The 20,983-nt window shown below is 68.9% G+C and carries 25 protein-coding genes and 3 tRNA genes; 8 read left to right on the top strand and 20 right to left on the bottom strand.

What is annotated here, in order from left to right:
* From AC4NMM_RS10055 to AC4NMM_RS10030, 6 genes are all read right to left on the bottom strand, one after another.
* A complete protein-coding gene (locus AC4NMM_RS10055) occupies window positions 1-1,026 on the bottom strand; it encodes an AbrB/MazE/SpoVT family DNA-binding domain-containing protein (protein WP_096395558.1) in 1,026 nt (341 codons plus the stop codon).
* 1 nt (window position 1,027) lies between these two features.
* Window positions 1,028-1,699: a phosphate signaling complex protein PhoU gene (phoU, locus tag AC4NMM_RS10050; protein ID WP_096395560.1), complete on the bottom strand. Its 672-nt coding sequence runs from the start codon at window positions 1,697-1,699 to the stop codon at window positions 1,028-1,030.
* 4 nt (window positions 1,700-1,703) lie between these two features.
* Window positions 1,704-2,639 carry a phosphate ABC transporter ATP-binding protein PstB gene (gene pstB / locus AC4NMM_RS10045; protein WP_491924179.1) on the bottom strand — a complete coding sequence of 312 codons (936 nt, stop codon included), beginning with the start codon at window positions 2,637-2,639 and terminating at the stop codon, window positions 1,704-1,706.
* A gap of 5 nt (window positions 2,640-2,644) precedes the next feature.
* The gene (gene pstA, locus AC4NMM_RS10040) at window positions 2,645-4,273 is read right to left on the bottom strand and encodes a phosphate ABC transporter permease PstA (protein ID WP_096395565.1); all 1,629 of its coding nucleotides are present in this window, start codon (window positions 4,271-4,273) and stop codon (window positions 2,645-2,647) included.
* A complete protein-coding gene (gene pstC / locus AC4NMM_RS10035; protein ID WP_096395567.1) occupies window positions 4,273-5,406 on the bottom strand; it encodes a phosphate ABC transporter permease subunit PstC in 1,134 nt (377 codons plus the stop codon). The genes pstA and pstC overlap by 1 nt, the downstream gene beginning before the upstream one ends.
* 150 nt (window positions 5,407-5,556) lie before the next feature.
* The gene (locus AC4NMM_RS10030; RefSeq protein ID WP_096395569.1) at window positions 5,557-6,798 is read right to left on the bottom strand and encodes a PstS family phosphate ABC transporter substrate-binding protein; all 1,242 of its coding nucleotides are present in this window, start codon (window positions 6,796-6,798) and stop codon (window positions 5,557-5,559) included.
* Between the two features lie 208 nt (window positions 6,799-7,006).
* On the opposite strand from AC4NMM_RS10030, the gene AC4NMM_RS10025 reads away from it, so the two are divergent.
* Both AC4NMM_RS10025 and AC4NMM_RS10020 read left to right on the top strand, forming a co-directional pair.
* Window positions 7,007-7,933 (top strand): halo transducer protein, encoded by a 927-nt coding sequence (locus AC4NMM_RS10025; protein WP_096395571.1) that lies wholly within the window; start codon window positions 7,007-7,009, stop codon window positions 7,931-7,933.
* 96 nt (window positions 7,934-8,029) lie between these two features.
* Window positions 8,030-8,611, top strand: a complete 582-nt coding sequence (locus AC4NMM_RS10020) for a mechanosensitive ion channel domain-containing protein (RefSeq protein WP_491924178.1) — start codon at window positions 8,030-8,032, stop codon at window positions 8,609-8,611.
* An 80-nt stretch (window positions 8,612-8,691) separates the two neighbouring features.
* Here AC4NMM_RS10020 and rpsB read toward each other — a convergent pair whose 3' ends face one another.
* The 13 genes from rpsB to AC4NMM_RS09955 all read right to left on the bottom strand — a co-directional run bounded on the left by rpsB (window position 8,692) and on the right by AC4NMM_RS09955 (window position 14,899).
* Window positions 8,692-9,489 carry a 30S ribosomal protein S2 gene (gene rpsB, locus AC4NMM_RS10015; protein ID WP_096395575.1) on the bottom strand — a complete coding sequence of 266 codons (798 nt, stop codon included), beginning with the start codon at window positions 9,487-9,489 and terminating at the stop codon, window positions 8,692-8,694.
* 16 nt (window positions 9,490-9,505) lie between these two features.
* A complete protein-coding gene (eno, locus tag AC4NMM_RS10010) occupies window positions 9,506-10,708 on the bottom strand; it encodes a phosphopyruvate hydratase (RefSeq protein WP_096395577.1) in 1,203 nt (400 codons plus the stop codon).
* The gene (locus AC4NMM_RS10005) at window positions 10,708-10,884 is read right to left on the bottom strand and encodes a DNA-directed RNA polymerase subunit K (RefSeq protein ID WP_004595260.1); all 177 of its coding nucleotides are present in this window, start codon (window positions 10,882-10,884) and stop codon (window positions 10,708-10,710) included. Before AC4NMM_RS10005 ends, eno begins: the two co-directional genes overlap by 1 nt.
* 2 nt (window positions 10,885-10,886) lie before the next feature.
* Window positions 10,887-11,081, bottom strand: a complete 195-nt coding sequence (locus tag AC4NMM_RS10000) for a DNA-directed RNA polymerase subunit N (RefSeq protein WP_006628058.1) — start codon at window positions 11,079-11,081, stop codon at window positions 10,887-10,889.
* A gap of 12 nt (window positions 11,082-11,093) precedes the next feature.
* The gene (locus AC4NMM_RS09995) at window positions 11,094-11,492 is read right to left on the bottom strand and encodes a 30S ribosomal protein S9 (RefSeq protein ID WP_004595258.1); all 399 of its coding nucleotides are present in this window, start codon (window positions 11,490-11,492) and stop codon (window positions 11,094-11,096) included.
* The gene (locus tag AC4NMM_RS09990; protein WP_017344393.1) at window positions 11,486-11,935 is read right to left on the bottom strand and encodes a 50S ribosomal protein L13; all 450 of its coding nucleotides are present in this window, start codon (window positions 11,933-11,935) and stop codon (window positions 11,486-11,488) included. The genes AC4NMM_RS09995 and AC4NMM_RS09990 overlap by 7 nt, the downstream gene beginning before the upstream one ends.
* Window positions 11,932-12,285: a 50S ribosomal protein L18e gene (locus AC4NMM_RS09985; RefSeq protein WP_004595256.1), complete on the bottom strand. Its 354-nt coding sequence runs from the start codon at window positions 12,283-12,285 to the stop codon at window positions 11,932-11,934. Before AC4NMM_RS09985 ends, AC4NMM_RS09990 begins: the two co-directional genes overlap by 4 nt.
* Window positions 12,286-12,324: 39 nt before the next feature.
* A tRNA-Leu gene (locus AC4NMM_RS09980) sits at window positions 12,325-12,409 on the bottom strand.
* A gap of 149 nt (window positions 12,410-12,558) precedes the next feature.
* Window positions 12,559-13,311: a DNA-directed RNA polymerase subunit D gene (locus tag AC4NMM_RS09975; RefSeq protein ID WP_096395579.1), complete on the bottom strand. Its 753-nt coding sequence runs from the start codon at window positions 13,309-13,311 to the stop codon at window positions 12,559-12,561.
* Window position 13,312: 1 nt separating this feature from the next.
* Window positions 13,313-13,705 (bottom strand): 30S ribosomal protein S11, encoded by a 393-nt coding sequence (locus tag AC4NMM_RS09970; RefSeq protein WP_004595254.1) that lies wholly within the window; start codon window positions 13,703-13,705, stop codon window positions 13,313-13,315.
* A 6-nt stretch (window positions 13,706-13,711) separates the two neighbouring features.
* Window positions 13,712-14,239, bottom strand: coding sequence for a 30S ribosomal protein S4 (locus AC4NMM_RS09965; protein ID WP_096395581.1), 528 nt, complete (start codon window positions 14,237-14,239; stop codon window positions 13,712-13,714).
* Entirely contained in the window at window positions 14,236-14,757 is a 522-nt protein-coding gene (locus tag AC4NMM_RS09960) for a 30S ribosomal protein S13 (protein WP_096395583.1), read from the bottom strand. The genes AC4NMM_RS09965 and AC4NMM_RS09960 overlap by 4 nt, the downstream gene beginning before the upstream one ends.
* Window positions 14,758-14,813: 56 nt before the next feature.
* Window positions 14,814-14,899: transfer RNA gene (locus tag AC4NMM_RS09955), tRNA-Ser, on the bottom strand.
* A gap of 838 nt (window positions 14,900-15,737) precedes the next feature.
* Here AC4NMM_RS09955 and AC4NMM_RS09950 point away from each other — a divergent pair.
* From AC4NMM_RS09950 to AC4NMM_RS09925, 6 genes are all read left to right on the top strand, one after another.
* Window positions 15,738-16,778: a zinc-binding dehydrogenase gene (locus tag AC4NMM_RS09950; protein WP_096395585.1), complete on the top strand. Its 1,041-nt coding sequence runs from the start codon at window positions 15,738-15,740 to the stop codon at window positions 16,776-16,778.
* Window positions 16,768-17,184, top strand: coding sequence for a DUF7977 family protein (locus tag AC4NMM_RS09945; RefSeq protein WP_096395587.1), 417 nt, complete (start codon window positions 16,768-16,770; stop codon window positions 17,182-17,184). Before AC4NMM_RS09950 ends, AC4NMM_RS09945 begins: the two co-directional genes overlap by 11 nt.
* 111 nt (window positions 17,185-17,295) lie before the next feature.
* On the top strand, window positions 17,296-17,874 hold the full coding sequence (gene cmk, locus AC4NMM_RS09940; protein WP_096395589.1) for a (d)CMP kinase: 579 nt from the start codon (window positions 17,296-17,298) through the stop codon (window positions 17,872-17,874).
* 21 nt (window positions 17,875-17,895) lie between these two features.
* The gene (locus AC4NMM_RS09935; protein WP_096395591.1) at window positions 17,896-18,876 is read left to right on the top strand and encodes an RNA-guided pseudouridylation complex pseudouridine synthase subunit Cbf5; all 981 of its coding nucleotides are present in this window, start codon (window positions 17,896-17,898) and stop codon (window positions 18,874-18,876) included.
* 22 nt (window positions 18,877-18,898) lie between these two features.
* Entirely contained in the window at window positions 18,899-20,134 is a 1,236-nt protein-coding gene (locus tag AC4NMM_RS09930) for a succinylglutamate desuccinylase/aspartoacylase family protein (RefSeq protein WP_491924177.1), read from the top strand.
* A gap of 46 nt (window positions 20,135-20,180) precedes the next feature.
* A tRNA-Pro gene (locus tag AC4NMM_RS09925) sits at window positions 20,181-20,251 on the top strand.
* Window positions 20,252-20,433: 182 nt separating this feature from the next.
* Here the strand turns inward: AC4NMM_RS09925 and AC4NMM_RS09920 are convergent.
* Window positions 20,434-20,847, bottom strand: a complete 414-nt coding sequence (locus AC4NMM_RS09920) for a type IV pilin domain-containing protein (RefSeq protein WP_096395595.1) — start codon at window positions 20,845-20,847, stop codon at window positions 20,434-20,436.
* Between the last annotated feature and the right edge of the window lie 136 nt (window positions 20,848-20,983).

Raw genomic sequence — 20,983 nt, 5'->3', positions numbered from 1 at the left:
TCACTCCTCCGTTCGACCCGGATCGCGGTCGCGGATCGTCTCCCGGCACCGGATCGCACGGCGCAGTCCGATCTCCGCCACGTCCCCGCCGCACTCCGCGGTCCGCCGCAGCGAGCGCGAGACGCGACGGAGCTCCGCCGCCCCCTCGCCCGCGTCGTCCAGCCCCCGGTCCAGCGCGTCGATCCGGTCGCGAGCCCGGGAGAGGTCGCCGATCGCGCTCCGAGCGACGTCGGCGCCCTCGTCGCCGAGGGCGACGCTCACGCCGTCGGACACGACCTCCCGGACCGCGGCGCCGACGTCGCGACACGTCTCCAGCCGGGGCTCCGACGGCGGGGCGTCGAGCGACGCCGCGGCGTCGCCGATGTCCGCCGCCGCGTCGCGGAAGCGGCACAGCTCCCGCATCGCCGTCCACGACTCGAACAGCTCCGGCCGGGTCGTCCCGAGCGCGTCGACCTCGCCCAGGTCCGCCATGCCGCGGGAGACGGAGCGGTCGATCATCGAGGCGAGGCGGTCGACCTGCCCGTCGCGAGAGCCGATCGGCGACGAGTCGGGAGGCGTCGCCAGCGCCTCGACCGCCTCGCGGTGTATCGAGCGCACCGTGAACGCCAGCTGTCGGAGTGACTGGCTCACGGAGACCTCCCGCGAGTCCAGCATGATCCGGACCGTCGTCGCGGTCTCCGACTCCGCGGCCACGGACATCCCGATCCGGTCGCGGGCGACCCGCTCGACGACGCGCCGTTGGTCCGAGGTGATCGGCTCGTCTCGTTCGAGCGTGACCTCGCGCGCGCCGGCGGCGTAGGCCGCTCGCAGCGCCCGCGCTATCACCTCCGGGTCGGCCGACTCGATCCGGGCGACGGGCGGCTCACAGTCCTCGCCGTCCCCGGTCTGGACCGCCAGCACGCCGTCGATGTGGTCGTGGAGCGTCACGCTGTCGCCGGACGTGACGCCCTGCGACTCCGCCCACTCCTTCGGGAGCGAGACCGTGTACGTTCCGTTTCCCACGGTCTGTACCTTTCGTGACTCCATCTCAGTAGAGCAGCTCCGGGTCGTTTTCGATCATGTAGAGGGTGCGCGCCGCGATGTTGACGGCGTGGTCCGCGACCCGTTCGAGGTCCCGGACCGTCAACAGCACCCGCGATACGTCGTCCAACACCCGCTCGACCTCCCACCCGTCCCCGTCGCTTCCCGCGATAAGGTCGCGGGTGACGCTCTCGCTCGCGCGCTGACAGAGCGCGTCGACCTCGTCGTCGTCGGCCGCGACCGCCCGGCACGCGGCCGCGTCCTCGGTCTCGTACGCGGCGAGGCTCCGTTCGAGGAGTGCGCGCGCCGCCTCGCCGATCGCGTCGAGCTGTACCTCCGGCGAGAGCGTCTCCGTCGCGGTGCGGAGGTAGTTGGCGAGGTTGACCGCGAGGTCGCCGATCCGTTCGAGGTCGGTGACGATCTTGAACGAGGCGGTGACGAACCGGAGGTCTCCGGCGACCGGCTGCTGGAGCGCGAAGAGGTCGACGCAGCGGTCCTCCAGGCGCAGGTACGTCTCGTTGATTTCGGCGTCGGCCTCGACGACCGACTCCGCGAGCGACTCGTCGCGGCGTTCGACGGCGTCGAGGCTCCGTTCGACCTGCCCGGTCACCTGATCGCCCATGGCCAGCACGTCCGAGCGGAGCTCGTCGAGCGAGTCCCGGTACTGTTCTCGGGGCATGGGATCACCCGAACTTGCCGGTGATGTAGTCTTCGACGCGCTCGCTGTGGGGGTCCTCGAACACCTGGTCGGTGTCGCCGTACTCGACCAGCTCGCCGCCCGTGAGGAAGACGGCGGTCTGGTCGGATATCCGGGCCGCCTGCTGCATGTTGTGCGTGACGATGACGACCGTGTACGTCTCCGAGAGGTCGTCGATCAGGTCCTCGATCTTCGCGGTGGCGATGGGGTCGAGCGCCGAGGCCGGCTCGTCCATCAGGATGATCTCCGGGTCGACCGAGAGGGCGCGGGCGATACAGAGGCGCTGCTGTTGCCCGCCCGAGAGCCCGAGCGCGTTGTCGTCGAGGCGGTCGCTCACCTCGTCCCACAGCGCCGCGTCGCGCAGGCACCGCTCGACGAGCTCGTCGCGCTCCTCGGCGTCGCTCCGGTTCAGCAGCCCGGCGAGGAGCCCCGTGTCGAGGTCGCCGTGCTTCTTCGGGCCGTAGGCGACGTTCTCGCGGATCGACTTGGGGAACGGGTTCGGCGACTGGAACACCATCCCGACCCGCTTCCGGAGCTCGACGAGGTTGACGCCGTCCTGGTAGATCTCCCGGCCGTCAAGCTTCACCGACCCGTCGACCCGCGCAGAGCTGATGCGGTCGTTCATTCGGTTGAGACACCGGAGGTACGTCGACTTCCCGCAGCCGGAGGGCCCGATCAGCGCGGTGACGCTCTGCTCCGGTATCTCCATCGAGACGCCCTTCAGCGCGTGGTCGTCGCCGTAGTGGACGTCGAGGTCCTCGACGGCCATCTTTGCCTCGCCCCGGAACTCGTAGTCGGTCCACTCGTCGCGGGTCCGCTCGGCGGTCTCGCCCGTCGTCGTGGTCGGCGAGCGGTCGTCCGTCGGTGCGGTGTCTGTCGTCGCGGTCTCCGTCTGCGTCCGTGGGGTAGTGTTCTCGCTCATTGGGTTCAGGTGTGCTTGAGGCGCCGCCGGAAGTAGTAGCGCGTCGCGATGCCGATCGCGTAGAAGGAGAGGACGACTAACAGGAGGACCAGCGCCGTCGCCCAGCGGAACTCGTCCGCGTTGCCGACGTTGCTGCTCGCGCCGACGCCGGCCGAGATGAGGGCGTACAGCTGGTACGGGAGCGCTGAGGTCGCCTGGAGGAGCTCCGGGTTCGCGACGAACGGCGGCGTCGACGTGAACCGGAAGCCGCCGATGACGTTCGCCGTCTGCGAGCCGGTGACGAACGTCCCGCCGGCCATCGTCAACAGGATGGGCGCCGTCTCGCCGGCGATCCGACCGACGCCGAGGATGACGCCGGTGACGACGCCCGGGAGCGCAGCCGGCAGGACGACGCTGCGGATCGTCTGCCACTTCGAGACGCCGAGCGCGGCGCTCGCGTCGCGGTACTCGTCCGGCACCGAGAGCATCGCCTCGCGGGAGGTGATCACCACGAGCGGGAGGAGCATGAACCCGAGCGTGATCATGCCCGAGAGCAGCGACTTCCCGTTTCCGAACCGCGGGACGAGGAAGGCGAACCCGAACAGCCCGAAGACGATGCTCGGGGTGCTCCACAGCCCGTTGGTCGCGACCTCGACGACCTGCGTGAACCGGCCGCGGTCCGCGTACTCGGTGAGGAAGACGGCCGCCCCGACGCCGAGCGGAACCGCGAGCGTGACCGCGCCCGCCACGAGCCAAATCGTGCCGACGATCGCGGGCAGCACGCCCTGGAAGTCGTTGAAGAGGGCGACGCCGTTCATCACGAACGGGACCGAGACCGGGAGCGCGACCGACACGCCGAGGATCGACGTCGTCGGCCCGCTCCCGAACCCGAGCTCGGCGCCGTTCAGAAGGCCCGGGACCCCTTGAACGACCACGAAGGCGACGAGGATGAACAGGAAGGCGACGATCGAGAGCGCGTTGAGGTAGACGAGCACGTACGCGCCCATGTGTCGCCCGCGAGCCCCGAAGCCGCCGTACGCCTTCGCCGACGCCCAGCCGCCGTACAGCGCGCTGAACAGCGTCGACGCGGGGATGAGGAACTCCGCGGTGATCGCGGCCTGCTGTTCCCAGTCCAGCTCCCACGCCCACTCCGGGCCGACGACGCCGGTCAGGAACACGAGCCCCGTCAGCGCGAGGAGAGTCCCCAGCGGGAGCGTCGACCCGAGGTCCTCCCGCGGCAGGACGGTGAGCGCGAACGCGACGCCGCCGGCGGCGATGCCGGCGACGACGCCCGCGGCCGTGCCGAGCCCGAGCGTCTGGCTCGCGACGCCCCCGCCGACGACGACCCACGGGACGGCGGCGCCGAAGCCCGCGATGAGCCCGGTACTCGGGTCCGGGTCCGTCTCGACGTAGCCGAGGCGCGACCCGGCCCCGAAGGCGACCACCGCGACGCCGAGGGCGGTCAGGAGACCGCCGAGCAGCGTCACGGTCCGGACGCCGAACAGCGAGCCGGTGAGGCTGACGCGCTCGAACAGCGCCGCGACCGCGAGGGCGAACAGGACCGCCGAGAGTCCGACGGCCACGCCCGCGACGGCGTCCGTCTCCGTGGTCTCCGACTCGACCAGCTTCGCGTCGGTCTCGCTGGCACCGGCCATCAGACCTCACCCCCGAGCCGCTCGTGCATCCGCCATTCGATGTACTGCGCGCCGATCGAGATGACGAGGACGGTAACGAACAGGATGACGCCCGCGACGAACAGGGCGTCCATCTGGAGCCCGTCCGCCTCGCCGTAGTTCCGCGCGATGATCGAGGTCAGCGTCTCCTGCCCGTAGAAGACGTTGACGAGCGGGTCCGTGAGCCGCGGCACGCCGCGGAGCATCACCGTCGCGGCCATCGTCTCGCCGATGGCGCGGCCGACGCCGAGCAGGACCGCGGCCGACACGCCGGAGAACGCGGCCGGCAGCGTGATCGAGGTCATCGTCTGCCAGTCGGTGGTGCCCATCGCCAACGACCCGCTCTTCATCGACTCGGGGACGCTGCTCAGCGCGTCCTCCGCCACGGAGACGACGGTCGGAAGCGCCATCACTCCGACGACGATGCCGACGAACAGGTACGACCCCTGTCCGGTCGTTTGGAACTGGTCTGAGGCCCACGGGCCGAGCACGGTGAAGCCGATGAACCCGTAGACGATCGAGGGGATGCCGGCGAGGATCTCGACGCCGGGCTTGACGACCTCGCGGACGGTGGCCGGAGCGATCTCCGAGAGGAAAAGCGCCGCGGAGACGCCGAGCGGCGCGGCGACGGCCGACGCGATGAGCGTCACCATCACCGTGCCGTGGATCATCGGGACCATCGAGTAGCGGATCGGCGGCGAGACCGCGTCCCAGTTCGGCTGGATGAACATTCTGAGCCCGGGGACCGTGATCCCGAACACCGTCGCGCTCTCGTACCGGATCACCGGGATCGACTCCCGGAAGATGAACACGATGATCAGCCCGAGGATGAGGATGGTCGACACCGTCATCATCAGCGCGATGACGTACGCCGTCTCCTCCTGGTACCGGAACCAGCCGACCCCCGCGGCGGTGAGGAAGACCACGAAGGGGACGATAGTCAGGTTCGAGACGGCCAGGAACCCGACGAGCGTACCGAGCAGCGACAGCGTCATCACGGAGATGATCGCCAACGCGGGCGGTTCGGTCTCGTCGGCGAACTCCCTGAGCCGCCTGAGCTGCGCGCCCAGCGCGTCGATCGCCCGTCTACCCGGGGCAGTTAGTACCGATGGCATGTGTCTGGTATCGAAAGCATTCGCGTTTTGTGTGTCGTAGAAGCGATATTGGTGTCGTGTGTGAACGCCGACGGCCGCGAGGAAACGGGCGGTGGCGGGGGCCGGTCGGCGCGACACGCTCCCCTCGGGCGGCGGACCTCGGTCGTCGGGCTACGGCGAGAGGAGCTCTTCCGTCGCGACCGCCGAGACCTGGTCTTTCATCGACTGGAGGTCGCTGGTCGGGAGCGGGATGTAGTTGTTCCCCTCGACGAAGACGGTCTGACCGTACTCGTTGAGGAACATGTTGACGAACGCCGCCTCGCGCCGGTCGTAGCCGCCGCCGTTCGGGTTGTCCTCCTCGATGAGCGTGTACATGTGGAGGTCGCGGTTGAGCGGGTACTCGCTGTCGAAGATGGTGTTCTCCGCGTCGCGGCTGGTCTCGTACAGCGTGCCGTCGAAATTGATGGCGATGGGAGTGACTTCCGGCCCCGTGAACGCCAGCGCCATGTACGCGATGGCGCCCTCGTTCTGAGCGACCGCCTGTGCGACCTGTTGGTTCTGTCCGAAGCGCGTGGCGACGCCGGGCATCGGAGCGTCGGCGCTGCCGAGCATGTTCAGCCGGAACGAGGTGTCTGTCCCGGACCCCTCGGCGCGGCCGATGACGTAGATCTCCTGGTCGTAGTCGACGCCGTCGATCTGGTTCCAGTTGGTGATCTCGTCCTGGTAGATCCCGCGGATCTCCTCGCCGGTCAGCTGAGCAACGCCCGCGTCCGCGACGTCGGAGCTGACGACGACCGGCTGGCCGTCGCGGCCGACGACGTTGTCGACCACCGTGTTCTGCGCCTTCTCCTCGCTCCAGTCCAGTTCGGCCGTGATCGGACCGGAGGAGTTGCCGATGTCGACGAGCCCCTCGGTGACCGCCTCGCAGCCGGTCCCGGAGTGGCTCAGGCCGACCGTCGTCGGGAACGGCGGGGAGGAGCGCTGGTCGGTCGGCTCGAAGCCGAACTTCGAGGCGAAGTAGTCGGCGAGGAGCATGTCGTCCGCGCCGTCGGACGCGAGCTCGTCCCAGCCGGGAACCGAGCTCTCGTCGTTCGCGCCCCAGTACTCACCGTCGCTCGGCGGCGCGTTGGAGTTCCAGTACGAGCTCCCCGTGTTCGAGATCGGGTACACCGTCGAGGAGCCCTCGGCGTTGAGCAGCGCCGTGTTCGGACCGGAGCCGCCGTCGGAGTCCCCGTCGCCGCCGGAACTCCCGTCACCGCCGTCGCCGCCCGAACCGCCCGATCCCCCGTCGCCGCCGTCGCCGCCGTCGCTTTGACCGCTACAGCCCGCCAGTCCCGCGGCCCCGAGCGCTCCGGACGTGATGAGAACTTTCCGCCGCGACACGCCGCCGTCGACCCAGTTGCGGTCTGACATCGAGTGGAGGGACAGCGCGATCTATTAAACGGGTTTATATTTTTGATATATCTGTATCTATGGCCGGGGTGTGCGCCCGGTAACGCTCGTATCGATCATAGCTACATAAATATCATATATAGTCCCATATAGCGCTCTCATAGGCTCTATCCACCAAATTACGATTCTGACCGAAGGTATAACACCGGCGTGTCGAGTACCGGGACGCATGGCCGGACCCGTGGTGGACGACGTTTCAGTCGACGTACTAATCGACGAGGTCACCGACCGAGCGGACGAGGGGCCGGAGTCGATCCGCCGTCGGCTCGACCCCTTCGTCGACGACGGGACCGTGACGGCCGCGGCGTTCGAATCGACCGTCACCGACGTGTCTCAGATCCTCGCGACCGCCGAGACGCGAGTCGACCTCGCGACGCGCGCCCACGAGGACGCGACTGACGCCGCCGCCGAGGCACCCGACCTCGACGTCGTCGACGTCCGCAGGCGGGCGTTCGGGGCGCGCCTCGACGACCTTCGGGAGGACGTGGAGGCGCTCGGAGACGACCTCCGGGCAGCGAGGGCGGACCCGGACTCCCCGATGGCAGTGTACCGCGCCGCGACCGACCTCCACGAGGTCACGACCGGCGCACAGGATGTCGTTCGGGTCGCTCACGACCTCGAGACCGAACTCGAGGCGTTCGAGGCGTGGCTCAATTCGGCCAACCGCCGCCACGACGCGCTCGTGGACGAGGTCGAGGCCGCCGAGGAGTCCGTCGACTCGATCGCTGAGGCCGTCGAGGCGCTGCGGGCCGCCGACGAACCCGACCCGGAACGGCGGTTCGACGCGGGCGTCCAGGTGCGCGTCCTCGACCTCGTCGTCGCCGACCTCCGCGCCGAGGCCGAGGACCTCCGCGCGTGGGCCGAGCGCGACGGCGCCGACTTCCCCGACGGCGTCGAGACCCGGATCGACGACCTCGCGGGCGAGGTGACGACGGTTGCCGAGGCGCTCGCGGACGGCATGACCCCCGGCGGCGAGTTCGGCGACCGACTCGACGCGCTCGACGCGGAGCTATCGGCCGTCGAGCCGCCCGTCGCCTGGGGACTCGTCGACGAGACGGTCGCGGAGGTGCGGGAAGTCCCGTCGACTGAGAATTGACGCGGCGACGGGGACGCGGCCGACTGGACTGCCGAGTGTCGACGACGGACTCGCCCGTCCCCCACCTTTTCACCGCGGACCCGCGTTCGTCCCGGTATGACGCAGATCCCGTCGCTTCTGACGCGGTCGCTGTCGAACTTCGTCGAGGGGTTGGCCATCGCGATCCCTCGACTGCTCTCGGGGCTGGTGTTCCTCGCGTTAGCCTACGTCACGGTCCGGATCGTCCTCTCGGTCGTCCGGCGGTCGATCGATCGGCTCTACGTCGGCGACCGCGAACTGGTGGGCGACCTCATCGTCACGCTCGTCTCGATCTTCCTGTGGTTCGGCGTCGCGCTCACCTTCCTGAAGGTCGTCGGGATGGGCGACATCGCGGCGAGCCTCGGCACCGCGGTCGGATTCATCGCGCTCGGCGTCTCGTACGCGCTCTCCGAGATGATCGAGGACACGGTGGCGGGCGTCTACCTCCTCCGCGACCCGGACTTCAACGTCGGCGACCGCGTCGAGGCCAAGGGCGTCACCGGCACCGTCGCCGCCATCGAGCTCCGGAAGACGCGGATCGACGCGGACAACGGCGACCGGATCGTGATGGCGAACCGCGAGATAGAGCCGCGCTGGACCCACGACGTGCCCGAGGAGGCTGACGCTTCGGCGGCCGACGACGCGGCTACGGGCGAATAGCGACCCTCTGGCATTGTGTCGAACGCCGCGGCTGGACGAGAGTGAGTACTGAAAAGTAGAACTCGACGTCGAAAACCGACTTACAGTTCGTCCTCGAAGTCTTCGAGGGCGAACACCGTGTCGGCGCCGCGGCGGTCGAGCGTCTCGTTGGCGAGGAGCCAGTAGACGACCGACAGCGCGCGGCGACCCTTGTTGTTCGTCGGGATGACGAGGTCGACGTTCGACAGCTGGTTGTTGGAGTCGCACATCGCGATCACCGGGATGCCGACGGTGATGGCCTCCTTGACGGCCTGCGCGTCGCCGATCGGGTCGGTAACCACGACGACGTCCGGCTCGATGTAGCCGGCGTAGTCGGGGTTCGTCAGCGTGCCCGGGATGAAGCGCCCGGTGCGGGCGCGGGCGCCGATGGCGTCCGCGAACTTCTCGGCCGGGAACCGGCCGTACTGCCGCGAGGACGTGACGAGGATCTGCTCGGGGTCGTAGTTCTCGAGGAAGTCCGCGGCCGTGCGGATCCGCTCGTCGGTGAGGCTCACGTCGAGGACGTACAGCCCGTCGTCGCGGACGCGGTGGATGAACCGCTCCATGTCCTTCGTCTTCTGCTGGGTCCCGATGTGGACACCGGCGGAGAGGTAGTCCTCGACGGGGATCAGCAGGTCGACGTCGTCGTCGGGCATGACGTCGTCGTCGAACGGGGAGGCCTCCTCCTCGTCGGCGTCGTCGCCCTCTGCGGTCGCCTCGTCGGTCTCGCCGGCGGCGGCCTCGTCGGCCGCGGCGGCGGTCGGTTCCTCGGTCGTGTCGGCCTCCTCCTCGACCGCCGCGTCGACCGCCTCGGTCTCCGCGTCGTCGTCGAGTTCGACCGCGTCGTTGTCTTCGCTCATGCGTGGTGTGGGCCCGTCATACCGCGTCGTCCGCGATGCGGACCAGTTCGTTCAGCTTGGCGGTGCGCTCGCCGCCGACCGTGCCGGTCTTGATGTAGCCGGCGTCGGTCGCCACGGCGAGGTGTGCGATGGTCGCGTCCTCGGTCTCGCCCGAGCGGTGGGAGATAACCGTCTCGTACCCGTTGCGGGCGGCGAGCTCGACGGCGTCGAACGCGTCCGACAGCGTCCCGATCTGGTTCGGCTTGATCAGGATGCTGTTGGCCGCGCCCGCGTCGATCCCGTCCTGGAGGCGCTCGACGTTGGTGACGAACAGGTCGTCGCCGCAGATCAGCGTCCGGTCGCCGACCCGGTCGGTCAGCTCCGCGAACGCCTCGTAGTCGTTCTCGTCGAGCGGGTCCTCGACGTACGCGAGGTCGTACTCGTCGACGAGGCCGGCGACGTACTCGATCTGCTCGTCGGCCGACTTCGTCTCGTCGCCGTAGACGTACGCCTCTCGGTCGTCGTCGTACAGCTCGGCGGCGGCCATGTCGAGCCCGAAGCGGATCTCGAAGCCGACCTCGCTCTCGACGCGTTCGACCGCCTCGTCGACGACCTCGAACGCGTCGGCGTCCGAGATCGGGGGCGCCCACGCGCCCTCGTCGCCCTTCGCCGCGGGCACGCCGCGCTCGTCGAGCACGTCAGCGACCGCCGCGTGGACCGCGGCGTTCGCGAAGACGGCCTCCGAGACGCTGGGCGCGCCGACGGGCGCCGCGAGGAACTCCTGGATGTGGGTCGCCTCCTTGGCGTGCTCCCCGCCGCCGACGACGTTGCCGAGCGGAATCGGGAAGTTCTCGCCGCGGAACGCGCCCCCGAGGTGCTGGTACAGCGGCGCGCCGAGCACGTCGGCGGCCGCCTTCGCCGCCGCCATTGAGATGGCGACCGCGCTGTTGGCGCCGATGGCGGAGAAGTCGTCCGTGCCGTCGGCGGCGCGCAGTGCGTTGTCGACCGCGCGCTGGTCGCCCGCGTAGACGCCTTCGAGACGCGGCACCGCGTGTTCGCGGGCCTTCGCGATCGACTCGCTCGCGGGCAGTTCGATCGCCTCGTACTCGCCCGTCGAGGCCCCGCTGGGGGCCGCGCCGCGGCCGAAGCCGCCGGACTCGGTGAGCACGTCGGCCTCGACCGTCGGGTTCCCGCGGGAGTCGAGCACGCGACGCAGCGAGACGCTCGTGATCCGCGTCATCAGCTCTCCCTCCGGACCGTAAAGGGGAGCGCACCCGCGTCGTACTCCTCCGCGGCGACGAGGATCGGCTCCGTCTGGTCCGTGTCGATCAGCACGGGCGCCCCGTAGGACACCTGCAGCGCTCGCGCGCCGAGGATTCGTGCCTTCTCGTATCGATTGTATCGCTGTTCTGACATGGTTACTGGTACGGCGAGACGACGTCGACGAGGTCGCGGTGGCTCACCAGCATGCGCCGGCAGCAGTGCCGGTCGACCCCGAGGTCGTCGAGCACCTCGCCGGGGTCCTCGTCGCCCTCGCGAGCCCGCTCTTTGAACTCTTCCCAGTGCTCACCCACGACGTTGCCGCACGTGAAACACCGGACGGGGATCATCATGACTGGATCACCTCAGCGGTAGGACTTCTGGTAGCGAGCGCGCGCGCCGGGTCCGCCCCACTTCTTGGGTTCGGACTGGCGCACGTCGTTGACCAGCAGGGTGCGGTCGAAGTTCATGTACGCGTCGCGCAGCTCGGCGTCGCCGAGGTGCTGGACGAGGCCGCGGGCGATGGCGGTCCGCGTCGCGTCCGCCTGCCCGCTGAAACCGCCGCCCTCGACGTCGATGTCGATGTCGACGCCGTCGCGGAGCTCCTCGCCCGCGATGCGGAACGGCTCCAGCATCTTGAGCCGCGCCTGCTCCGGTTCGACCAGCTCGACTGGCTGGGAGTTGATGCGCACGCGACCCTCGCCCTCGCGCACGGTGGCGCGGGCGACGGCCGTCTTCTTCTTGCCTGAGGTGTTCGTTACCATGTGACGTTAGCTCCCAGAGACTCGGAGATCTCTCCGAGCGTGGTGAATTTGATGTTCGAGAGGCGGTCGAGCGAGGTGCCGTCGAGGACGACGCTGTCGACGTCCTCGTCGCGCTCGTAGGGGTTCCCGACGTACACGCGCACGTTCGAGAACGCCTCGCGGCCGTCCTCCGACTTGTACGGCAGCATGCCGCGGATGGCGCGCTTGAAGATCCGGTCCGGACGCTTGGGGTAGTAGGGCCCGCTGTCCGAGCCGAGCTCCGCGCGCTTGTGGTACGTCTCCATCGTCGCCTCCTCGTTGCCGGTGATGACGGCGCGCTCGGCGTTGACGACGGCGACGGTCTCCCCGGCGAGGACGCGCTGCGCGACCTCAGAGGAGACGCGACCGAGGATACAGTCGCGGGCGTCGACGACGACGTCCGCGTCGATCTTCGCGAGGCTCATCGAATCACCCGCACGTTGCTTCCTTCGGGGTTCTGTTCGACGTACTGTTCCAGCGTCACCGCCTCGCCTGCCTGGTCGATCTTCGTCCGGGCGGTCCCGGAGAAGTCGACGGCGGCGACGGTGACGTTCGTTTCGAGCACACCGCTGCCCAGCACCTTGCCGGGGACGACGACCGTCTCGTCTTCCTGCGCGTATCGTTCGATACGGCCCAGGTTGACCTCAGCGTGCGTGCGCCGTGGCTTCTCCAGTCGGTCGGCGACGTCCTGCCACACGTTGGCACCGGAGTCGCGCGAGACCGACTTCAGATCGGCGATGAGGTTCTGTAGTTTCGGATTCGTCTTGCTACTCATAGCTGTCCCTCCTGAGTGGAGAGTTCGTGGAAAACGGAGTGCAGGGAGCAGGATTTGAACCTGCGGACCTCTACAGGACAGCGCCCTGAACGCTGCGCCGTTGGCCTGACTTGGCTATCCCTGCGTGCACTCCACCGTATTCCGGCTCCCTTCAAACCACTTTCGGTCCCGGCGTCCCCGCGGTCGGTCGCGGGCGCTCCGGCGGTCGGAGCGGCGCCGCGGCTGTCTGCGGGGGCGACGGTCAGGGGCATGGTTCGAAGGGCCGTCATTTCCTTATACTGCGACTTTCGTCTGTAGTTCGTCCGCGCGCTCCTCGATGGAGTCGATCGCGCGGAGCAGCAGTTCCTCGACGTCGAACGAGCCGTCCGTCTCGATGTGGAAGACGAAGGCTCCGGGGACGTCCTCGACCGCGACCTCCTTCCCGGGGAACCGTTCCGAGAGGTCGTTGTCGAACTCGTCGGTGAGTTCGATGTCGCCCTCCGGCGTCTCGACGACGCCGCGGAGGATGTTCGGCTCGTCGTCGTCGAACTCGCCGCGGTCGCCCTCGACCGAGACGCGCTGGAGGTGGCGGTAGCCGACGGAGACGCCGCCCTGATGTTTGGCGTGCTCCTTACCGGTGTCGAGGACCGCGTCGGCCTCGAACTCCAACCGCTGCCCCTCCTTCAGCTCGATGATCGGGACGTTCTCGTCGGCGACCTCGACGAGCGGGTCAGCGCTCTCGATGTCGCCGGAGTACGCCGTCGCCGGGCCTTCGACGTCGAGCGCGAGGGTGACCTCGTCGCCGAGTTCGAAGTCGTCGAGCGGCGTCGTCAGGGGAACGAGCCCCAGACGCAGACCGATCATCTCGTCGAACATGACCGAGGAGTTCTCGACGAACCGGACGGTGTCGATCGAGAACGTCGGGACGTCGGCGATCATCGCGCGGCGGATGCCGTTGGCGAACGCCGGCGTGAGCCCGCGGATCAGCACCCGCGCGCTGCGATCGTCCCGTTCGACGTACTGGACGTCGAATTCGTCTTCGGTCATGTCAGACTCGCTTGTTCTTCGGCGCCTTCGTCCCGTCGTGCGGGATGGGCGTGACGTCCTCGATGCGGCCGATCTCGACGCCCGCACGCGAGAGCGCGCGGATCGTCGCCTGCGCACCGGGACCGGTGGACTTGTTGAGGTTGCCGCCGGGGCCGCGCACGCGAACGTGCACGCCCTCCAGACCGGCGTCCTTGACGCGCTCGGCGACGACCTCCGCCATCTGCATGGCGGCGTACGGCGACGCCTCGTCGCGGTTCTGCTTCACCACGGTGCCGCCGGACGACTTGGCGATCGTCTCGGCGCCCGTCTCGTCGGTGACCGTGATGAGCGTGTTGTTGAACGACGCGTACACGTGGGCGATGCCCCACTTTCCTCCGTCCTCGGATTCACTCATGTATGCTTACTCCTGTGACTCCGCGCGCTCGGGGTGGAGATCGTCCGCGAGCGGGCTCGTCTCGTCGAAGGCGATGGCGCCCTCGTCGTCGACGTCCACCTTCACCGACGGGCGCGTGACGCGGGCGCCGTCGACGGTGATGTGGCCGTGGACGATGAACTGGCGGGCCTGCTGGGTCGAGGAGGCGAAGCCCTGTCGGTAGACGACCGTCTGGAGGCGACGCTCCAGCAGGTCGGTCACGTCGAGCGACAGGACCGTCGAGATGTCGTCGTTGTCGCCGAGGATGCCGATGCGGCGGAGCCGCGTAACGAACTCCGCGCCGGCGTCCTGAGCGGCCTCGACGTCGCCCTGCGCCTCGCCGAGCAGGCGTCGGGCCTCCCGACGCATGTTGCGCAGCTCGGACTGGGCGCGCCAGAACTCCTCTTTGTTCTTCAGGCCGTACCGCGAGAGGAGGTCGGACTCCTCGGCGATGCGCTCGCCCTGGTACGGGTGGTTCGGCGTCTCGTAGCCCTTGGTGTTCTTGCCGGTGCTCATTCCTCGTCACCCGCCTCTTCGTCCGCCATCTCCTCGCGGATCTCCTCGACGTTGACCCCGATGGTCCCCTCCGAGCGACCCGTGGACTTGGTGCGCTGACCGCGGACCTTCTGCCCGCGCTTGTGGCGCACGCCCTTGTACGATTCGATGATCTTCATGCGGTTGATGTCGTGACGGCGCTTCTCCTCGACGTCGGTGCCGACGAGGTGCGTCGTCTCTCCGCTGAAGAAGTCGTTCTGTCGGTTCGTCATCCACGACGGGACGTGGTCTTCGAGGTTCTCGGCGATGTCGACCACCGCGTCGATGTCATCCTCGTCGAGGAGCCCGAACGTGGCGTTTCTGTCCACGTCGGCCTTCTCGGCGACCAGCCGCGCCGTGCGCGTGCCGATGCCGTCGAGTTCGGACAGGCTTCGCTCGACCGTCTTCGTCCCGTCGAGGTCCGCGCCCCCGATCCGAACGAAGTACTGGAGGTCTTCCTCCTCCTCCGGCGAGTCGTCCTGTGATTCTTCCGTGCTCATGTGTTGGTTGTGGTGAGCCCTACCGGCGCGAATCCGGCGGTACTCGTCCGTTCGAGCGTTGCGGCGGGGATTCGAACCCCGGAGGCAGTGACGCCACAGAGTTAGCAACCCTGCGCCTTGGGCCAGGCTTGGCTACCGCAACCCGCGTTGTATCATCGCCCTCTCGGACTCGGGGCCCGACGCCCCTGCAGTTCGTGCGTTCGTATGCTCCCGCTTTCGGTACTTAAACATCACGAAACGGCCGGGTCGCTGTGGGGGTCTCGCACGGTCGTCGCGTCGGGAGTATCGAGGGGCGACGAGGTCGCGAAGGACGCGTAGAATCCGTCGAGACGGCGCTGTTGGAGCCCTGTTTTTCAGATGTTTTCCCGTCTGAAACGGCCGATCGGTGAGTTGTGCTTCTTGATCGATCGCGGGAGTGAGTATCGCAGATCGGCGGTGGCGGGAGCGTATTTAAAAGGCGATGAGCGACGGCGACGAGCGCTTATAAATGGCAGGCGGTGGCGCGCCTGCGAGCGGCCGCCCTCGGCGGCCGCGAGCCAGCCCGCGAGGGAGTCAGTCGCCGGAGCGAAGCGGAGGCGACTGACGAGGTTGGGGAGGCGTGAGGTGCCGTGCGGGGCGGGACTCAAAGGGGCAGTCGCGAGGCGGCCGCAGGCGACGTAAGCACCGCAGCGAAGGAGCGCCAGCGACTGAGCGAGGAGCACAGCGAGCGTGCGTCCGCCTCGCGACTGGGGCTTTGGAGGTACTCACCGCAGTAGCGTCAATCACTTATAAACAGCCGACAGCAACACCGCAATCTGAATTATAAACGACCGCTCTCAAGACGTACTACACTCACTCCCGAAATCGCTCGTCGCTACGTCTGTGTTGACCGAGACCGGGTAGAACGTGTCTCTCTCAGAGGGTTTCACCAGAGCCATCGAGGCGCACCGCCCGTTTCCGTGAGGCGTACTGTTTAGTGGATCCCGCGGGAGAGTCCGACCATGAAGGCCGTTCAGTTCGCCGACCACGGCGACCGCGACGTGATCGAGTACGGCGAGTTCCCCGACCCCGAGCCCGACCGCGGCGAGGTGCTCGTCGACGTCAAGGCCGGCGCGCTCAACCACCTCGACATCTGGACCCGACGCGGGATGCCCGGCATCGACCTGGAGATGCCGCACATTCCGGGCAGCGACGCGGCGGGGGTCGTCGAGGCCGTCGGCGAGGGCGTGACACGGTTCGAGCCGGGCGATCGCGTCGCCGTGAGCGCGGGCGTCTCCTGCGGGAACTGCGAGTTCTGCCGGAACGGCGAGGAGTCGCTGTGCGTCTCCTTCCACATCATCGGCGAACACGTCCGCGGCGTCCACGCCGAGAAGGCCGCGGTCCCCGAGGAGAACCTCGTCCCGGTCCCCGACGGCGTCGACTGGGAGGTCGCCGGCTCCGCGTCGCTCGTCTTCCAGACCGCGTGGCGCATGCTCCAGACGCGCGCGGACATCGAGGCGGGCGAGAAGGTCCTCGTCCTCGGCGCCTCCGGCGGCGTCGGCCACGCGGCGGTCCAGATCGCCGACCACGCGGGCTGTGAGGTGTTCGCGACCGCCTCCACCGAGGCGAAGCTCTCGCACGCCGAGGACTGCGGCGCCGACCACGTCATCGACTACGAGGCGAACGACTTCGCCGAGGAGATCGACGCGCTCACCGGCAAGCGCGGCGTCGACGTCGTCGTCGACCACGTCGGCGAGGCGACCTACCCGAACTCGCTGAAGTCGATGGCGAAGGGCGGCCGGCTCGTCACCTGCGGCGCCACGACCGGTCCGAACCCGGGCGCCGGGCTCAACCGCATCTTCTGGAACCAGCTCTCCGTCATCGGCTCGACGATGGCGACGCCGGGCGAGGTCGACGACGTGCTGGAACTCGTGTGGGACGGCACCTTCGAGCCCCGCGTCCGCGAGGTCCTCCCGATGAGCGAGGCGGCGCGCGCACACGAGATGATCGAGAACCGTGAGGGCTTTGGCAAAGTGGTTGTTAAACCCGACAGTGAGTTCTGAGACCGACGCGGCCGCCGGCGCGGACGCCACCGCCGACGATGCGTCCGTCCGCGACGCGGACGCCACCGCCGACGGCACCACCGACGGCGGCTACGTCCACGTCCCCGAGACCGGCGACGGCGCCGACGCGGCCGGCGGCGACGGCGGCGGCTCGCGGGACCCGACGGTCGACGCCGACGAGCCCGCCGCCGACGGCTTCGGTCGCGAGGGGTGGGCGCTGACGGCGGCGATCTTCGTCTGCGCCCTCGTCATCCCGGGGATCATCTACGTCTACCCGTACGCCGCGGGCTGGTTCGGCCTCCCCTTCTTCGCCACGTACCTCGCGCTCCCGCTCGTCCCCGCGCTCCTCCTCGGCCTCGTGGCGGTCTGGTCGATGACGGCCGCGACCGCCGACCGCGAGGAGTGAGCGGTCCGCGAGGCGACGGCGGCTCCCTCGCGGCCAGGGTCGACCCCGTCAGATCGCGCCCTCGCGCCGGCGAACGACAACCGTTTTGAACGACACCCGCGCAGTGGTGATATGTTGATCACCGTCTCCGGCCCGCCCGGCAGCGGGAAGAGCACCAACGCTGTCCAGCTGGCGGACGCGCTCGGTCTCGGGCACGTCTCCGGCGGCGACATCTTCCGCGAGATGGCGGCCGAACGCGACATGACCCCCGTCGAGTTCAACGAGTTCGCCGAGGAGGACCCCCAGATCGACCGCGACCTCGACCGCCGGCTCCGCGAGATCGCGGTCGAGCGCGACGACGTCGTCCTCGAATCGCGGCTCGCCGGCTGGCTCGCGGCCGACCACGCCGACTTCCGGTTCTGGTTCGACGCGCCGCTTTCAGTCCGCGCGGAGCGGATCGCGGAGCGCGAATCGAAGGACGTCGACCGCGCGCGAACGGAGACGGAGCGCCGCGAGGCCTCCGAGCGCAAGCGGTACGAGGAGTACTACAACATCGACATCGAGGACCTGTCGATCTACGACGCCGCGTACAACACCGCCCGCTGGGGCCCCGAACGGTTCCTCGACGTCCTCGTCGCCACCGTCGAGGCGTACGACCCCGACGACGACGAGGGGAAAGCGCCCGTCGAGGGCGTCGTGTACGACTTCTGAGCCGCGCCCGCCGCCCACCTCATGACTGACGCCTCAGACGCCGACGCCGACGCTCCCGCCGACGGCGAGGGCCCCCTCAGAGCGCCTCCCGGCGAGCGGTCGGTGCCGGAGCTGCTCCGGTTCGGCGTCGTCAACCTCGACAAGCCGGCCGGCCCCTCCTCGCACCAGGTGTCGGCGTGGGTGCGGGACGCGATAGACGAGACGCTCGCGGCGCTCGATCCCGAGGGGCCACCGACCGGCGGCGTCGCCCACGCGGGCACGCTCGACCCGAAGGTCACCGGCTGTCTCCCGACGCTGACCGGCGACGCGACGCGCATGGCGCAGGTGTTCTTGGAGGGGACGAAGGAGTACGTCGCGGTCCTAGAGCTCCACGGGCCGCCCCCGTCTGACTTCGAGGACGTAGTCAGCGAGTTCGAGGACGAGATCTACCAGAAGCCGCCGCGGAAGAGCGCGGTGAGCCGGCGGCTCCGCACGCGGACGATCCGCGACCTCGACGTGCTGGAGGTCGACGGCCGACAGGCTCTCCTCCGGATCCGCTGCGAGTCGGGGACGTACGTGCGGAAGCTCTGTCACGACGTCGGGCTCGCGACGGGCGTCGGCGCGCACATGGGTCACCTCCGGCGCACCGCCACCGACCCGTTCGACGACCGCGACCTCCACACGCTTCAGGACCTCGTGGACGCGCTCGCGTGGGCCGAGGACGGCGACGACGCGCTCCTCCGCGAGGTGGTCCGCCCGGCGGAGGACGCCCTGACGCACCTCCCGTCGGTGACGATCGCGCGGTCGGCAGCGCGCAGCGTCGCGACCGGCGCGCCGGTGTACGCGCCCGGCGTGATCGACGTCGACGACGATGCCGAAGCGGCCGATAATGACACCGACGGCGACCCTCCCCTCGTCGCGTGTTTCACGCCGGACGGCACCGCGGTCTGTCTCGGGCGGGTCGTCGGCGATCCGGACGCCGACGGCGGGACCGTCGTCGACTTGGAGCGCGTTCTTTTATAACACCACCAGCCCGGGTTCGGGTATGGACGAGCCGGACGAAGGCGAAGCCGCGGGCGGGGACGGACGGATAGCGATCGGAAGCGCGAGCGCCGCGTCGGGCACGCTCGACCGCGGCCGCCTCTCGGTCGCGGAGCTCCCGACGGGCGGTGCGGAGCGGCTTCCGGTCGTCGTCGCGAACGGCGCCGAGGACGGGCCCACGCTGTGGCTCACGGGCGGCGTTCACGGCGACGAGGCGACCGGCGTCGCGGTCGTTCAGGACGCGGTCGCGGCCCTCGGCGAGTGCCTCGCCGACCTCGCGGGCGCGGTCGTCGCGGTGCCCGCGGTCTCCCCCGCCGGACTCCGCCGGAACGCGCGGGAGACGTACTACGCCGACGAGGACCCGAACCGCCACTTCCCGGACGCCGACGCGGAGTCGGCGCGCCCGCCGAGGCTTCAGGAGCGGATCGACGCCCGCCTGTACGCCGCGATCACGGGCGAGGTGCCGGCCGACGCGGGCAAGTCCGCGGACGGGTCGAGCGAGTCCGCGGACGATTCGAGAGAGTTCGCCGTCGAGACGGTCGGGACGAACGCGGCCGCGGACGCGCTGATCGACTGCCACACCGCCGGCGTCGGCAGCGAGCCCTTCGCCATCCGCGACCGAGTCCTGTACGGCGACCGCCGCAGCGAGTCCGAGGCGACCGCGCTCTCCGCGGAACTCGGTCGGCTGGTCGACGCGTTCGGCCTCCCGGTCGTCCGGGAGTATCCCGCGGCCGAGTACGTCGAGGAGAACCTCCAGCGGTCGACCGCTGGCGCCGTGCTCAACGAGGCGGGAATCCCGGCGTTCACGGCGGAGTTAGGCGCGCACAGCGTCGTCGACGACGCCCTCCTCGACGCGGGCGTCGCGGGCGTCTTCGGCGTCGCGGTCGAACTCGGGCTACTGGCCGCCGGCGACGTGCCCGAGTCGGTTGCCGAGCCCGGCGTCGGCGTCGATCCCGCGCCCGTCGAGTTCCCCGTGCGGCGCTTCCGCGGGCCGACGACCGACGACTCCGGCCTCGTCCGGCACCGCATCGCGGCCGGCGACGCGTTCGCCGAGGGCGACGTCCTCGCGAGTGTGGTCGACGCCGCGGGCGCGGAGCGCGCGACGGTCCGCGCCGACAGCGACGGCTACGTCCTCGGTCGGTGCGAGGGGCTGGCCGTCTACGAGGGCGATCCGATCGGCAGCCTCGCGGTGCGGGACGACGGCGACCTCGTGGTCCCGCGGGACGCCGACGAGGAGTGAAGCGAAGTCCTTAATTACCGGACCGTCGTTTTTCAGCGTGTAGTCAGGGACCGTGGGGTAGTGGTATCCTATGCGGATGGGGTCCGTATGACCTGAGTTCGACTCTCAGCGGTCCCACTTCGATTTCTACCGAGACCATTGCCGCCCGTAGTCCCTAGGTGGCCCTCTGGCAGACGTGAGGATAACCGATCGGACAACGTCCACGAGACCGTCGCGTCTTGAACTCGTCGTCACCGGCCTGATGACAGAGTCGAACAAAAGTAATCAAAAACTGCGCAGAAAGACGCGGAATCAGCCGATCAGTTGAAGTCGTACGTCTCCTCGAAGATCACGTTCCCGCTCGGGTCGTGGATGATCCGAACGGTGGCCTCGCCGCTCGGGCTGGCGAAAAGGTAGTCCAGTGATTTTTGTTCTCCGCTCTGCCATTCGCCGTCGTTGATGCTAGTTCCGGCCCTCTCACCATCGATAGAGAGCGTCAGATCGGCCGAGTCGATCGTCTGGCCGCCGGTTTTTGTCACGTTGACGTGTGTCGTGTTGTTGCCGTCAATGGTGAACGACGCCTGCGGCGCGGTGTCGCCTAACTGATCGCCCAGCCCGAGGACGAACGTCCCGATGACGGCCGCCAGGATGACTGTGATCGCGACCATCAGGATGACCCCGATAACGGGGCTCACCGCACGGTCGTCCGAGTTGGATTGGTTCTGTGGTTTCATTGTTTGAACCCAGCGGTTCACCGAGAAACGGGAGTGAGAGCCTCGTGTGCCATGGTCGAAGTGGCTCTCAGGTCCGTTCCGATCGGTTGCTGGCTATATGTAGAGAAGCGGACCGGGCTTATGTACTTAATGGCAT

This window comes from Halorubrum sp. SD41 (assembly GCF_058630335.1).
The sequence above is the reverse complement of the archived record's forward strand: the minus strand, read 5'-3'. Positions and strand labels throughout refer to the sequence as shown.

Coding starts and splice junctions, on each gene's coding strand:
- AC4NMM_RS10055 (WP_096395558.1), bottom strand. CDS start 1,026: ATGGAGTCACGAAAGGTACAGACCGTGGGAAACGGAACGTACACGGTC.
- phoU (WP_096395560.1), bottom strand. CDS start 1,699: ATGCCCCGAGAACAGTACCGGGACTCGCTCGACGAGCTCCGCTCGGAC.
- pstB (WP_491924179.1), bottom strand. CDS start 2,639: ATGAGCGAGAACACTACCCCACGGACGCAGACGGAGACCGCGACGACA.
- pstA (WP_096395565.1), bottom strand. CDS start 4,273: ATGGCCGGTGCCAGCGAGACCGACGCGAAGCTGGTCGAGTCGGAGACC.
- pstC (WP_096395567.1), bottom strand. CDS start 5,406: ATGCCATCGGTACTAACTGCCCCGGGTAGACGGGCGATCGACGCGCTG.
- AC4NMM_RS10030 (WP_096395569.1), bottom strand. CDS start 6,798: ATGTCAGACCGCAACTGGGTCGACGGCGGCGTGTCGCGGCGGAAAGTT.
- AC4NMM_RS10025 (WP_096395571.1), top strand. CDS start 7,007: ATGGCCGGACCCGTGGTGGACGACGTTTCAGTCGACGTACTAATCGAC.
- AC4NMM_RS10020 (WP_491924178.1), top strand. CDS start 8,030: ATGACGCAGATCCCGTCGCTTCTGACGCGGTCGCTGTCGAACTTCGTC.
- rpsB (WP_096395575.1), bottom strand. CDS start 9,489: ATGAGCGAAGACAACGACGCGGTCGAACTCGACGACGACGCGGAGACC.
- eno (WP_096395577.1), bottom strand. CDS start 10,708: ATGACGCGGATCACGAGCGTCTCGCTGCGTCGCGTGCTCGACTCCCGC.
- AC4NMM_RS10005 (WP_004595260.1), bottom strand. CDS start 10,884: ATGTCAGAACAGCGATACAATCGATACGAGAAGGCACGAATCCTCGGC.
- AC4NMM_RS10000 (WP_006628058.1), bottom strand. CDS start 11,081: ATGATGATCCCCGTCCGGTGTTTCACGTGCGGCAACGTCGTGGGTGAG.
- AC4NMM_RS09995 (WP_004595258.1), bottom strand. CDS start 11,492: ATGGTAACGAACACCTCAGGCAAGAAGAAGACGGCCGTCGCCCGCGCC.
- AC4NMM_RS09990 (WP_017344393.1), bottom strand. CDS start 11,935: ATGAGCCTCGCGAAGATCGACGCGGACGTCGTCGTCGACGCCCGCGAC.
- AC4NMM_RS09985 (WP_004595256.1), bottom strand. CDS start 12,285: ATGAGTAGCAAGACGAATCCGAAACTACAGAACCTCATCGCCGATCTG.
- AC4NMM_RS09975 (WP_096395579.1), bottom strand. CDS start 13,311: ATGACCGAAGACGAATTCGACGTCCAGTACGTCGAACGGGACGATCGC.
- AC4NMM_RS09970 (WP_004595254.1), bottom strand. CDS start 13,705: ATGAGTGAATCCGAGGACGGAGGAAAGTGGGGCATCGCCCACGTGTAC.
- AC4NMM_RS09965 (WP_096395581.1), bottom strand. CDS start 14,239: ATGAGCACCGGCAAGAACACCAAGGGCTACGAGACGCCGAACCACCCG.
- AC4NMM_RS09960 (WP_096395583.1), bottom strand. CDS start 14,757: ATGAGCACGGAAGAATCACAGGACGACTCGCCGGAGGAGGAGGAAGAC.
- AC4NMM_RS09950 (WP_096395585.1), top strand. CDS start 15,738: ATGAAGGCCGTTCAGTTCGCCGACCACGGCGACCGCGACGTGATCGAG.
- cmk (WP_096395589.1), top strand. CDS start 17,296: ATGTTGATCACCGTCTCCGGCCCGCCCGGCAGCGGGAAGAGCACCAAC.
- AC4NMM_RS09935 (WP_096395591.1), top strand. CDS start 17,896: ATGACTGACGCCTCAGACGCCGACGCCGACGCTCCCGCCGACGGCGAG.
- AC4NMM_RS09930 (WP_491924177.1), top strand. CDS start 18,899: ATGGACGAGCCGGACGAAGGCGAAGCCGCGGGCGGGGACGGACGGATA.
- AC4NMM_RS09920 (WP_096395595.1), bottom strand. CDS start 20,847: ATGAAACCACAGAACCAATCCAACTCGGACGACCGTGCGGTGAGCCCC.